The organism is Terriglobales bacterium, assembly GCA_035561515.1.
Lineage (GTDB): Bacteria > Acidobacteriota > Terriglobia > Terriglobales > Acidobacteriaceae > DATMXP01.
Genome location: DATMXP010000019.1, coordinates 70,482 through 83,236, shown reverse-complemented (window position 1 = coordinate 83,236; position 12,755 = coordinate 70,482). Strand labels below are relative to the sequence as shown.

Sequence of the window (12,755 nt, the reverse complement as noted above, 5' to 3'; positions counted from 1 at the left end):
TGCCGCCCGACGCGACCAGTCTAGACGTTACGGTTGCTGTTCCTGTGTTCAATGAACCATCCGACTATGATTTTTTCGCCGACGGATCGTCCCCAGACTGGACTGACTTCTGAGACTCATCAGAATCGACGCGGTCGTGAGAAGACAATGTCGCCGACTTCTCTTCCTTCCAAGGCGGTGGCTGGTATGGCTCAAGTCGCGGAGGGATTATTCGGTCGAGTGGCCCAGCAAGCACCACTGCTGCTAAGAATCCTCCTATAACAGCGCCCAGGGCAAGTTGCCACCCTCTTACTCCTAGCAAGTACAGGACCAGCAGTGCAATTCCGATGAAACACAATTGCAGGACAGAACCGTGAGCTTTCGAAAACTGGAGCGCCTGAGAGCAGCCAGGACACTTCCACGGTTTCCAGCCTTGGTACTCTTCAGTAGGCATTCTTGTGCCACAAAAAGGGCATCTGAAGTTTCGTACAGGATATCGGATATGCAAGATACTCCACTCCCAGTTCCTACCGACAAATGCTGTCCCAATAAGTGCAAACGACCTCTCCAGCACCCGCTGCATAGCTCGCTGGGACCGCTGTTGCAGGCGTAAGACCTTGAATAAAGTCAGAGATAATCTGCCAAGTCGAAGGGTTGTAGTAAAGCGTCCTACCAAGCGTAAAGGCTGTGTTCCCAACCTCTACCGCGTACGGCGCAAGCGAAGCAGTAGCAGGCACTCCCGCGATTACAACACCAGTGCCAACGAGCGCCGTGCTCGCCGCCCCGCTAGCGTTTCGCCATAACTGGCGGTTTCCTTGGAGAAGCTGCTGACCCCAGTTTCCGACCATGAGGTCGCCATTAGCCAAGAGCCCAGATGGATACCATCCACCTGCGCGAAACAGATGTGGCCCATTATCCTTGTTGGTGCTCAGGTTGTAGTCCGTCCAAAAACCTGCTGGGTGCCAACTATAGATCTGACCGTCATTACCTACTCGATCCCCAAGCTTGCACTGCGAACATACTGCTGCACCTCCATCGCCGACAAAACCCATTGCAGTGCCACACCCGACCGAAAGCCCGTTGTACGTACAGTTTCCCGCGCCCGTCGTATAGCTACTTCCAGCAACAAAGTGATCTGCGGGATCATATCCGCTACTTCCATCGCCATGGCATCGAGGACCACACCATTGCCATAATCCTAATTTGTCCACGGCATTCGCGGGATCGTTTGACACATACGCGTAGCGATTCCAGCTTTGCGGATTAGTGGGGCTTACCGCCGCAACGCCTATCGGGTCGGGAGAAATCCACCTGCCCTGATTCGGGTTGTAGCGCCGATACAGGAAGTCGTAGATGCCGTCCGCCGTGTCCTGTGTCTGACCGGTGAAGGTTTGTCAATGGTGTTGCTTCCGTAGTTGGGTTCGCCGTAGGGTGCAATGCCTCGGCTGTAGTGCATCGTGCGGCTCGGAGTTGAGGCGAAGCGGGTGCTGCCCAGCCAGTCGGCATGCCGGTAGAAGCTCAATCCGCTGCTGGTATACACCGCTGTACCACCGCCGGGTAGGGCGACGAACCCCTGGATCAGAGCGGTGACTGCGACCGTGGCCAGTTTTTCGCCTTGCACACCGTACAGGAAGCGCGTGTAGGTGCCGCCGTCGTCCTGCTCCACCATGCGGTCGAACGCGTCGTAGGTGACACCAATCGCCTCCGCCGTCTGGGTTCTCCCTTCGGCGTCCCACTGGTAGGGGTGCATACCATCATTGGTGATGTTACCGTTGGTATCGTAAGTGATACCCAAGTTGGTGACACGATTGGTCGCCGGAGCGTAGGTGGCCAAGAACGAGACGTTGCCGGACTTGTTGATGTTGCCGAACGCATCATAGGTGAAGTCCTGCGCCCACTTGCCGGGACAATCTACTGAGGCGATACGCGCCAGATCGTCGTGCGTGTAGTTGCAGGTCATGGTGCTGCCAGCATGGAACGGATTAGTGTAGGCCAGGGTCTTCAGACTGCCGTTAGCGTTCCAGGTCAGATCGCCAATCACATTCTGCCCGTTCACCGCATACTTGAACTGAGTCATGCGACCTGTATTCACGTCGGGAGTAAAGGTATCCACATCCTGCGAACCGTAAGTCACTCCGGTAAGATAGCCCGCCGGAGCCGGAATGCTGCCCGCTGGGGCATAGGTCACGCCTGTGACTGGATTTTGTGCGCTTCCATCGTTCACCGCGCTCACTCTTCCTGCAGCATTTACGCCATAGGTGATGGCGGGTAGTCCGGCAAAGGTGACCTCGCTGGCTGCGGCTGAAGTCGCAGCCTTGGCCTGCGATTGCGTCTTTAACGCACCATGCGCCCAGTAGGTTCCGGAAACGTGATAGTACTTACCGCCCGAGGTTGCGGTTGACTGGTAAACATCCACAATCTCGCCCCGCGCACTGTAGCTGTAGAACAGGTCAGTCTTCTTGGAACCTGCTGGACCCGTGTAAGCGCGTACCAGCCGGCCTTTGGCGTTCTGCATAGCGACCGCGCTGCCGTTGTACGTCAGGCTCGCCGAGTCGTAGACAAAGTGCTTTTCCGGCGTATTCGCGGCATATGGTCCAGAGGGGTAAGTGACGGCTGTTATGACCTGCTCCCCTAGATTCGCACACAACCGAGTATGATTTCGGATTTGCGAAAGGGGAAGAGGTATGTCGAAGGGGAAGCACAGTGAGGCGCAGATGATCGGGGCGCTGAAGCAGTTGGGACGGGGCGTCGTGCCGAGGACGTGGCAAGAGAGCCGGGCGTGAGCAAGCACACGATCTATGCGTGGAAAGCGAAGTACGGCGGGATGACGGTATCGGAGGCGCAGGAGGCCAAGCAGTTGCGTGACGAGAACACGCGATTGCGGAAGCTGGTGGCGGATCTGTCGCTGGACAAGGAAGCGTTGCAGTCGGTGATCCGAAAAAACGGCTGGAGCTCGTAGCGATGAAGGCAGCTATCGAGCAGATGTGCAGAGAATATGCCTTCAGCGAACGGCGAGCGTGTGCTCTGATGCTGGTGGCGATCAGCACCTATCGCTACCGATCGCGGCGCTTCCTCCAAGGAAACCCCGGCTATACTCGTAGTGATGTACTTCGACAACTAGAGCGCATGCTCGAGAAATTTGGACTGAAACGTGAAACCATGTAGGCAATTCTGGCACTTAACCGATCCTGATGACCAAGAACCCGCTGCCGACTGGATGAAGGGGGAAGTTGATTCCCGAATAATCTACTGCCCGCTACACCCTGAACATCAGGCTGGCGGTCCGCGTTGCACGGAGCTAAGTGTTCAGTTGAAACGGCAACCAGAGACGCTCGTTTGGACGTGGATGAGCGACTGTATCATTCAGGAAGAGGCACTTCGGTTATTTTTGCAGGAACGTTTCTCAGGTTTTGAGGTTAAGCCGGTCAAGGCACAATGGGCTCGTCAACGAAAAGAACGCCTCCCTACGCTATGGGAGTTAGTGGTTACTGGGTGGGGTGGAGTCGCGGCCGAGGGATTCGGGGGTCAAACTCCTTGAGTCGTGTCCTGCATGTCCTAGACGTGTGTATTCCTGTTTCGACCGTCCGGAGAAACTGGTCGATAATGCTCAGTGGGACGGAAGCGATTTTTTCATGATATGGCCCCTTCCGGCCTTTATCTTTGTCACTGATCGCGTAGTCGAAGCACTAACTGATTCGGGACTCAACGGTTGGAAAGCGGTGGCTCAGATGTTGCTGATCACGTGATGGAGTTGCAGGTTCATCTGATCCAGCGCCTTCTGCATGTGCTGGGTGTGCACACAGGCCAACTTCACCAAACTGTCGCGATGACGCAGGATGGAACGCACCGTACATACCAGTTGTTCTGGTCGAAATGAACCGCGCAGCAACCCCACCGAATGCAGATACTGCACCCATTGACAGTCGGCCACGTCCGACTTGCGTCCGGGCACATTCTTTACATGACGCGCATTCACTAATAGGACCTGAAACTGTTGTGCTTCCAGGATTTGAAACAACGGAATCCAGTACACGCCGGTCGATTCCATGGCTACCGTCTTGATCGTGCAAGCCTTCAGCCAGTTGGCGGCAGCGTGCAGGTCTTCGGTGAACGTCGCGAATCGTCGCACCGGTTGCGCATCCCGATCCGACGCACTGCAATGTAGACTTCGGTCGCTCCGACATCTATGCCAGCAGCATTTTGGTTCAGGCAACGCAGCATCGGCTGAACGGTTCTCGGGCACTCAGTTTCCTCGACATAGCATCTCCTTTTGTGCCATGCGAGACGGCCCGGAACCGTACACGCGAGTAATCTCCTAAACGGGATCGACATGCCTCAGAACCAGGCAGTCGTTACCACTGACTTGAGCACGAAGTCCGGGGCCACGCTAAAATACGGGCTCCCAAAAGGACGCACCAATGAACTTTCGGCCTACTTGCCGTCACCCATGGGCAGAACAGATGCTAACTCTGCCGTCCACTCGGGGTGTTCCTTTCCTTCTTGATTCGAGCACAGCGCGAATCTTTCCTCAAGCCGACCAAGACATTGCGGGCCGGTCCGGAGACATAGGTAACAGAATGTACCGGCTACATAGGTAACAGTTTTGGGCCGAACGGGTTATCGAGGGGTTCGAGCACCCGCGTTTCCAGATCGAAGTATCCCAGATCATAGTCCATAAAGCTAACCAGCCAGATATCATCGTGGATTTCCTTGATGCCGACCGCCTGACCGGCGAAGACGGTGCTGAAGTTGATCTTTTTTCGGCCCAAACAGATGCGTCCGCAGTTGGTGACCAGTTCAAGAGGCATATGTTTGGTGTCATTCATTGAGTTCAGCGGTGTCGGCATCAACGTCGATGGCAGACCTCTTCCTTTGAGCGGAGAGAACGGCCAACTTCCACTTACTCCCCGCGAGCCTTGACTTCAGTTCATCTCGCTGCACGGTGCCCTTCTTCCGATCAAATATTGGTTTTCCGCGCTCCACTGCCATACGTTTCGCCTTTTCCGGCGTGGGCGTAACTACAAAAACTCAGTCGCTCACTTGCCGCCGTCCAATGCTGCAAATCCGGTACTAAGGTTATTCGAGAATCCTTGATGCCCAGGAGAGTTGGCATGGAATCAATCTGTCGTCCATCGACGCCAGGCCTTGTTGTGATGTGAGCAAGAGTGAATAGTCCGTGGCACTACGTGGCGCTACGATCATTTCAGGATTCTGCTCCGTGCCCTTCGCAATATGTGGCATGTGACTGCTCTTCACCGTCGAAGTCATTGGAAGTCTTCTCAGCGACTCTGAAATTGCAGTGATTACAGCATGATTCGATATGAACCCGGCCGTTCTTGCCAATGTATTGCGCATGGGTGAAGTCAATGAAAAAAGTAGCAGCGACGGCTAGAACTCCCGACGCCATTACGGGTTGCTCACTGCGATCGTGTGTAGAGTCCAGAATGTCCATTGACGCCTCCTCCTGGCTTTATGGGCGGAAGGCTGGTTTGTTTAACAACCTGGCCTTTTCCCCAGCCAGGCGGCTCTCCTTGGCTTCAGCATTCTGACGTGCGAGTTCACGTTGAGGGGCTTCCTGTTCGTCTAGTCGAATCGCTGTCGCAACGGCAGCCCGGGCCAGAATGTCCAACCTCTTCGAAAACGCGATCATTCCAAACGTCGGTTCGTACGAGGACCGGTAAAGATTGAACGAGTACTGCTCGTCCTCCCAGCAGGCGATGACCTTCTCGCTGTCGTTATAAACCTGAGAAGTAGAAAAGGTGATGGCTTTGCTGACAGGCTTTACCGCAAGTCCATACGTCACCGATATAGCCTCAATTACATCGGCGTCCGTTAGCCCCTCCGTTTGGCGGCGATCATAACGTACGACAATCTGGAAGAGCTCGCCGTTATAGAAGCTGAAAAGAAGTTCCTTCGCCGAATCCGGTGGAACCGACGAAAAGCCAAGAGTGCGTCCAGGGCGCCACTCAAACTCTTGGATTAAGACCGGCCGGCGGTGAATGATCTTTGCGTCCGATGGGTTCAGTTGCGTCTGCATCGCGATTGACGGGAGGTCTGATCCGAATCGAAAGCCTCGGTAAATCGACAAGTCTTGTGCGCCCATCGATGACGCAAAGAGCAGCGTCCCGAGGGCCATCAATGTCCACGTGAAAGGTTTGGTCATTCTCATTTCCTCAGGAGCTCATTTTGCGCCCGGAAACCAGCACTCGGGCAATGAATACTCCGCATACTTGACGTTAACAGTTGTCGATCACGCCGACTGAGCAATCCCGCTCATAGGCGGTGCCTCTGGTACAGCAGCGCTCTATGCACCGGTCTAGAATGCGACGATTTACGCATAGGGCGCGACTGTTTAAACCTGCACACTTTGAACAATAATCTCGGAAGCAAGAATCTGGCTCGAGCGCGCCATCGACTAATGATGCAGAGTCCATTCAAGTTCATCGACCTATCTGCCATGAGTCGCCTGAAGCAGAAGTTAATGCCTGCCGTAGCTCATTATCGGTATGTCGAATGGGGGACGGCCGAATCGAAGGATGGCGATGTGGCGCGCGGGAATGCAGGCTGTCGCATGTCTGTCGCTGATTAGCGACGGACCGGCAACGGTAGCACCGTTGGATGGATCACATCAGCTTCGACGATATCAAACTCCTTTCCACATTCAAGACAGACGCGATAAGTCCGTTTCTTAATCGTGAACACGCGGCTCAGGTGCTTGTGATGGCACCCATACAAGATTTGAAAAATCGAACGCAGGAATTTCATTGATACTGCGCACGTTGACGCCGCTCGCAGCTTGCGTTTGAGTCCAACCAAGCCAGCAAGGACCGCACACTGGCCCGAGCCAAGGCGATCGAACAGTCAGCAGCTCCGTAGTAAAGATTGATCGTGTCACCGTCGGCGTTCATCGTGTATCCACAGGGAAAGACGACATCATTGACGTCGCCGTGCCGCTCGTATTCAGCTTCGGGCCCAAAGATCCACGAGTCTCCTCGGAGCAAACATTTGTCCGGCTTCTCGAGATCAAAGAGAGCCAAGCCTAATCGATACAGGCACCCCGAAGGCGTATGCCGCACTCCGTGGTACAGCACGAGCCACCCTCTGGAAGTCTCGATTGGAGGCGGTGATAAACCAATTTTGTTTGCGTCCCACCAGGCACCACGACGTGCTTCCAGCATCAGCCTGTGTCTGCCCCAATGTCGCAGGTCCGGAGAATAGGAAATCCACATGTGAGAGCCGAGCGTTGTCATCGGTCGATGAATAAGTGCCCAATAGCCATCGATTCTCCGGGGTAGTAGCGCTGTGTCCTTATCTTCCGGCGGCATAATGACGCCGTATCGCTCGAAACTACGGAAGTCTTTGGTGAGAGCCAGAGAGACTCCGGGACCACCTCGAGAATACGAGGTGTAGGTAACCACAAAGTGCTTCAACTCAGGCACGAAGGTGATGCGAGGATCCTCGATGCCCCAGATTTCCTCCGGATAGTCCGCTGGGCTGGGCATTAAGGTCGGCTTGCTATCGATTAGCCAGCCGTCCACTCCATTTGCAGAGCGCGCAGCGCAAAGATGTGACAGTCCTCTCCGATCTTCAACGCGGCAGAGCAACAAGGTCGATCCATCCTCAAGAAGCGTTGCGCCTGCATTAAAGACACTATTAATTGGATATGGCCAGTCTCTGCCCGTCAAAATCGGGTTAGAAGGATGGCGATGAAGCAAGGGCTCATCATGTTTCTTACCCACGCTCATTGAACCTCCGTCAAGATGGGGCTCTTAAAACCAACCGAGCCGGCTCGCACTTCATGCTTGGCTTTTGGAATGTCAGCGTCTTCCAGAAGACGCATCTCCAACAGGGCCATCAGGAATGAAAGAGTTGACTCCGCGCCCTGATTCTCATTGGCGCGGTCGGGATGCAACCCATCTCGGCATCCGCCAGTGCTGGAATCGTAAAGGACGATCTGCAGATCGTTATCTCCAAGGAACCAGTTGAACGCTGACCACGCCTCTTTCAGCCAGCGGTCATCTCCAGTGGCTCGAAAAGCCTGCAGACAGGCAGAGACGACAGCTCCTGCCTCGATGGGTTGCTGATCGAAGCGGGCTCTCTCTGCGCCCTTGCGGTAAAAGCCTTGTGACCCAATAGGCACGAAGTGTCCCTTCGTTTCGCAGTGTTGCATGGAGACAAACCAATCCAGCGATTCGAGACCCGATGCAAGCATCACTTTGTCTGATGCGCGCGACGCGCAGGCTATTAACGCTTGTGGCAATCGCGCGTTCGAATATGCGAGCACATCTTCAAACCAATTCCACCCAGGTGAGTGGGTGGAAGCATAAAGACCGAGTAATCGATGTGCCATCTCGTCTCTTGTCTGAAGAGCCGCTCTGTCCCCAGGAAAGCAGTCAAGGTATTCCTGCAGGCCCAATGCGGAGAAGGCCCACGCGCGGGGACTGCTGAAGCTGCGAATCGCGGGCACAGCAGACTCAAAGAGCCGGCCTGCTGTGCCTCTTAAGCCTGGAGATTTCGACCGTCCCAAAACGATTCCTAATCCCCACAATGCGCGGCCGTGGCTGTCCTCCGATCCTTCGGCTTCGAGCCATTTACGCTCGTAATTGAGAAAATTCCTGAACCGGCCTGTCGCCGGATTGAACGCGTGCCATAGAAATGCCAAATAGCACGATGCCAACTTGGCAGACTCAGAAGTGGCAGTGATTCCAAGCTGTTCCGTCAGAACAGCCACAATCAGCGCGCGAGCATTGTCGTCGGTAGCGTAGCCTTCCCGGTAATTCGGCACTGAAAATACTGCGTGCTGCAAGAGCCCGGTGTGGTCAGTCATTCGATTTAGTTGGTCCAACTTTATAGACGGCAACCTATCCAGCGTCCTTTTGGCGTTCAGATCTGAGAACGCGATACGAGGCGTCTGCATACGGTCAGAGCGAGCGCGGACAAACGTGTTCATGTAGGAATGCGCGACCTTGTTCCAGACCATATCTCGTGCGTACAGGTAAGCGCGTTTGCGCATAGCGTGACGAGAAGCTTCATTGTCCAAAAGTTGAACCGCTGCATTTGCGATCGCGTTTGAATCTCCGAACGGGACCAGGACCCCGCGGTTGCCATCCAGAAGTTCGGTCGCATACCAGTAAGGAGTCGAAATGATCGCCTTGCCGGCACCTAGCGCATATGCCAACGTACCGGACACGGCTTGGGCCTCGTATCGATAAGGAGTAACGTAAATGTCCGCCGAGCCGACGAACTGGGCCATTTCGTCCGGAGTCACGAACCGGTTGTGAAATATCACATGGCGTTCGACGCCAAGCTTCCTCGCCAGGGCTTGCATCTGAAGCCGATACTGGTCGCCTTCGCGGCGCCGGATATGCGGATGTGTGGCACCTGCGATCACATAGACGACTTCTGGATGTTGGGCAACGATGTGTGGAAGCGCTTCAATGACTTTTTCAATTCCCTTGTTGGGCGATAGCAGTCCGAACGTAAGTAATACTGCCTTGCCTTCGGTTCCGGAGGAGTCCTTGTAGTAATTCGGATCGCCGAAGGGAAGGTCGGGAACACCGTGAGGAATGAGGTCGATCTTTTCCTCTGGGATACCGAACACATCCCGCAGGAATCTCGAGGAGCGTTCACTCATGACAATAAGCCGGTCTGACAGCGCCGCGATCTCGTCCATGACGGCACGTTGATTGGGATCTGGCTCGCGGAGAACCGTATGCAACGTCGTAACCACCGGCATCTTCAGACGCCGCAGTAATCGCAAGATGTGGTTGCCCGCGGGACCTCCGAAAATTCCGTACTCATGCTGAAGAGAGACAAGATCAACATTACTGAAGTTAAGAAAATCTGCGGCATCTTCATAGGAGGAAGGGTCGCCTTCCATCAACTCGAATCGGACGCGTGCGGGATAGCTGTATCGCGACTCCGGATCGGTGACCGGAACTGCCAGAAGGTGGGTTGTGTCGTATTCCGCACCGATGGCGTCGCACAGGTCCGTGGTGAAGGTCGCAATTCCACACTGTCGCGGGAGGTAGTTTCCGATCACCGCTATTCGGCTTGGAAGCGGAGCACTGGATCTCAAACCTAAGGACGTTGCCAAGTTTTTTTCTAACCGTGGCTTGAGTACCTTAAGTCGAGCCAGTGGGCTGGCAAGCGATGCTCTTTCTTGTAACAACATTCGTTTCTCCTGTGTTTGTGATAGGGGAAATGAGGACCTTGTGACTTGTCCAGTCGTTAACCATGCTATCTACAAGGTCGCGCCCCAGCATTGCGCCGCTCCATTTGCATCCTCCGCACACCAACTCAAAAACCGCTTCATGAAGGCTGACCCCCTTGCTCTTCTCTGTGAACATCGAGGTGACTATAGGCCAGTTGCATGTTGGACACGCGAATAGGGCCGTTATTACATTCGGCGGCAGGGTATGCGTGAATCCGACGCTTTTGCGAAATTCCGTTTCTTCCCTTGTCATTTGTTCTCTTGTTGTCATTTGATGCCTTCCTTTAAGGGGTCACAATCGAGGAGCGCCCGCCGCCGTGAAAAAATTGTTGTTACGGTGGAGAGGGAATCGTTTGAGGCCGACAAAGGCTGATCCTAGTTTTGTTTCGTTGCCGCGACTGATCGCACCTACAACGAACGATGAAACAAGGGTGAGTCCACACAGAGGAACTTCCTGCTGCGAACAACTACGCCCTCCCTTACGTCGCTTGCGGCGTCCAGTTATCAGGTTGAAGTTAGGGCTACAAGCGCAAAGACAAACAGTAGTGGATCAAGCCGCCCCATGTAGGCCTAACCCAAGTAAGATCAGAGGAGAATTGGGATCGTCCAAAGCATATTCGCTTACCTTCTGCACAACGTGAGCACCCGAGGCCTGACATTTCCTCGGGTGCCTAGCGCATTTCGAAGTGAACTAGTCTTTTCCAGCCTCAGCTACGGCCTGCGCCTTGGCGCCGCGCACTGCATCGAGGAACGTTTGAGCTACGGCAGGTACCGCAACTTTGCCCAGCAAAACGGACTTGGTCGTTACATGACGCCCATAAATTGCCTTCATGGAATCGTCATCTCGACGAATCGAAGCGCCGTTCACGGTAAGCCCAGCAAAAGCGCCTTTGGCTCGCGAGTAGGTCAGTATCTCGGTTTCCAGCTTCCAGTTGGTTTCGGCTGACGCATGACGACCTACTGGCCCAGCCGCAGCCGACGCATCTGCTCCCAGTTGGAATTTGCTGGCTAACAACCGCTGCATCCCTTTTTCATTCTGAATAATCATCACCAGATCCACACCCTCGAGACCGATCTGCAATCCCCAGCTACCGCCAGTGATGGCAAAGAATGCTGGTGCGCTCCATCCGGACGCGGTTCGGCATGTAGCTACGCCTCTGCCGTTCTGCCCGCCAAACACAAAACCACCCTTAATCATGTGCGGTACCACGGCTATGCACCTTGCATGTTCCAGCACCTCTTCCGGGATGCCGCTATCCGGCGCAGCCATAATTTCCTGGAGAACTTTGCCTGCCTTGTCTAGACGATCAGTCGATGACTCGCGATCTGTGTCCGCCCAACTCAGGCCAGCCATACTCAGCAATGCAACTAACAACATAAGCTTCTTCAAATCTCGCACCTTTTTCTGCCCCTGTGCAGCGCTTCTTACCTTTCGAGCGCATTCACAAGGGTATTTCTCACCTTAGTTGGATCACAGAAATAATTCTGAGCAATAGTGCTCAATCAAGAGTTTCGCAATGCGTTAGAATTTAAGTACTAGGCGAGTTTTTGTGCTCGCTGGCGTGGGAGATTTCTATGGCGACCAGACACAGCGCTGTTCGCAAGCGCCGGAAGTCTTCGGCTAGCCGCACCGCAGTTCACCCGGCAGCAACTCGCGAAATGGTGCCCAGTCCAGCGGCTTTCGCGTTGCCTGAACGGAGCGTTGCATTCGATCCCAGCCTCGTCCTGACAAAGCTCAGGGCTGGAAAAACCAGTCAGGAGTATCAAGGTGATGAGACCGTCTTTTCGCAAGGCGATGCAGCGGATTCGGTATTCTACATCCAGAGCGGCAAAGTGAAGCTCACAGTTGTATCGAAGCGTGGTAAGGAAGCCGTTGTTGCGATCCTCCAAGAAAGCAGCTTCTTTGGCGAGGGGTGTCTGGCCGGCCAACCCGTTCGCATGTCCACCGCGAGATCCGTCCAGCGCAGCACCATTATCCGAGTGGAGAAGCCGGTAATGTTAGGCTTGCTCCATAAAGAACCGGAATTTGCCGAGCGCTTTCTAGCTTACCTGCTTTCTCGGAATATTCGCATGGAAGCTGACCTTGTGGACCACCTTTTCAATTCCAGCGAAAAACGGCTTGCCCGCCTCCTCCTGCTACTTGCGAACTTTGGCCAGGAATCCAAACCGATACCGATTATCGCGAAGATGAGCCAGGAAACACTAGCCGAAATGATCGGGACGACCCGATCGAGGGTCAGTTTCTTTCTGAATCGGTTCAGGGATCTGGGCTTCATTGACTACAACGGCGGGGGCATGCACGTTCACAGTTCACTTGTGAGCGTCGTGCTTCATGACTAAGCGACGCAAATAGCCTCGTCCTCGACGCTTTCGGATCCGTGCTGGGGCTTTGTTGTTTGCTCTCTCTCATCTTTCGCCGAGAACCCTTCGCCTTATCCCTAAACACATCATTGCTCGCTCTTGCAGTTGACCGTTTCTTAGCAACCAACTTTTGTGACGCGCGAACCATCTCTGCTGCGTTAGCGTTTGCACGTCCGATTATCTGCTGGTTTTCACCTGTGTC

General features: G+C 54.4%; 9 protein-coding genes and 2 pseudogenes. 3 read left to right on the top strand and 8 right to left on the bottom strand.

Annotated elements, in window-relative coordinates; all coding sequences use genetic code 11:
* Positions 1-1,267 precede the first annotated feature (1,267 nt).
* Positions 1,268-2,626 (bottom strand): hypothetical protein, encoded by a 1,359-nt coding sequence (locus tag VN577_08245; protein HWR14804.1) that lies wholly within the window; start codon positions 2,624-2,626, stop codon positions 1,268-1,270.
* Positions 2,627-2,663: 37 nt separating this feature from the next.
* Here VN577_08245 and VN577_08240 point away from each other — a divergent pair.
* Positions 2,664-3,117 (top strand): annotated as a pseudogene (locus VN577_08240) (transposase).
* 589 nt (positions 3,118-3,706) lie between these two features.
* Here the strand turns inward: VN577_08240 and VN577_08235 are convergent.
* From VN577_08235 to VN577_08220, 4 genes and pseudogenes are all read right to left on the bottom strand, one after another.
* Positions 3,707-4,200: pseudogene (locus VN577_08235) on the bottom strand (transposase).
* Between the two features lie 365 nt (positions 4,201-4,565).
* The gene (locus tag VN577_08230; protein ID HWR14803.1) at positions 4,566-4,805 is read right to left on the bottom strand and encodes a hypothetical protein; all 240 of its coding nucleotides are present in this window, start codon (positions 4,803-4,805) and stop codon (positions 4,566-4,568) included.
* Between the two features lie 377 nt (positions 4,806-5,182).
* Positions 5,183-5,431, bottom strand: a complete 249-nt coding sequence (locus VN577_08225) for a hypothetical protein (protein HWR14802.1) — start codon at positions 5,429-5,431, stop codon at positions 5,183-5,185.
* 18 nt (positions 5,432-5,449) lie between these two features.
* Positions 5,450-6,142, bottom strand: a complete 693-nt coding sequence (locus tag VN577_08220; protein HWR14801.1) for a hypothetical protein — start codon at positions 6,140-6,142, stop codon at positions 5,450-5,452.
* Positions 6,143-6,397: 255 nt separating this feature from the next.
* On the opposite strand from VN577_08220, the gene VN577_08215 reads away from it, so the two are divergent.
* A complete protein-coding gene (locus VN577_08215) occupies positions 6,398-6,568 on the top strand; it encodes a hypothetical protein (GenBank protein HWR14800.1) in 171 nt (56 codons plus the stop codon).
* Between the two features lie 172 nt (positions 6,569-6,740).
* Here VN577_08215 and VN577_08210 read toward each other — a convergent pair whose 3' ends face one another.
* The 3 genes from VN577_08210 to VN577_08200 form a co-directional block, all read right to left on the bottom strand.
* Positions 6,741-7,724 (bottom strand): hypothetical protein, encoded by a 984-nt coding sequence (locus VN577_08210; protein HWR14799.1) that lies wholly within the window; start codon positions 7,722-7,724, stop codon positions 6,741-6,743.
* The gene (locus VN577_08205; protein HWR14798.1) at positions 7,721-10,075 is read right to left on the bottom strand and encodes a glycosyltransferase family 4 protein; all 2,355 of its coding nucleotides are present in this window, start codon (positions 10,073-10,075) and stop codon (positions 7,721-7,723) included. The genes VN577_08210 and VN577_08205 overlap by 4 nt, the downstream gene beginning before the upstream one ends.
* A gap of 808 nt (positions 10,076-10,883) precedes the next feature.
* On the bottom strand, positions 10,884-11,570 hold the full coding sequence (locus tag VN577_08200) for a lipid-binding SYLF domain-containing protein (protein HWR14797.1): 687 nt from the start codon (positions 11,568-11,570) through the stop codon (positions 10,884-10,886).
* Positions 11,571-11,767: 197 nt separating this feature from the next.
* Between VN577_08200 and VN577_08195 the strand changes: the two genes are divergently transcribed.
* The gene (locus VN577_08195; protein ID HWR14796.1) at positions 11,768-12,532 is read left to right on the top strand and encodes a Crp/Fnr family transcriptional regulator; all 765 of its coding nucleotides are present in this window, start codon (positions 11,768-11,770) and stop codon (positions 12,530-12,532) included.
* Positions 12,533-12,755 lie beyond the last annotated feature (223 nt).

Coding starts and splice junctions, on each gene's coding strand:
- VN577_08215 (HWR14800.1), top strand. CDS start 6,398: ATGATGCAGAGTCCATTCAAGTTCATCGACCTATCTGCCATGAGTCGC.
- VN577_08220 (HWR14801.1), bottom strand. CDS start 6,142: ATGACCAAACCTTTCACGTGGACATTGATGGCCCTCGGGACGCTGCTC.
- VN577_08195 (HWR14796.1), top strand. CDS start 11,768: ATGGCGACCAGACACAGCGCTGTTCGCAAGCGCCGGAAGTCTTCGGCT.
- VN577_08200 (HWR14797.1), bottom strand. CDS start 11,570: ATGTTGTTAGTTGCATTGCTGAGTATGGCTGGCCTGAGTTGGGCGGAC.
- VN577_08225 (HWR14802.1), bottom strand. CDS start 5,431: ATGGACATTCTGGACTCTACACACGATCGCAGTGAGCAACCCGTAATG.
- VN577_08230 (HWR14803.1), bottom strand. CDS start 4,805: ATGAATGACACCAAACATATGCCTCTTGAACTGGTCACCAACTGCGGA.
- VN577_08210 (HWR14799.1), bottom strand. CDS start 7,724: ATGAGCGTGGGTAAGAAACATGATGAGCCCTTGCTTCATCGCCATCCT.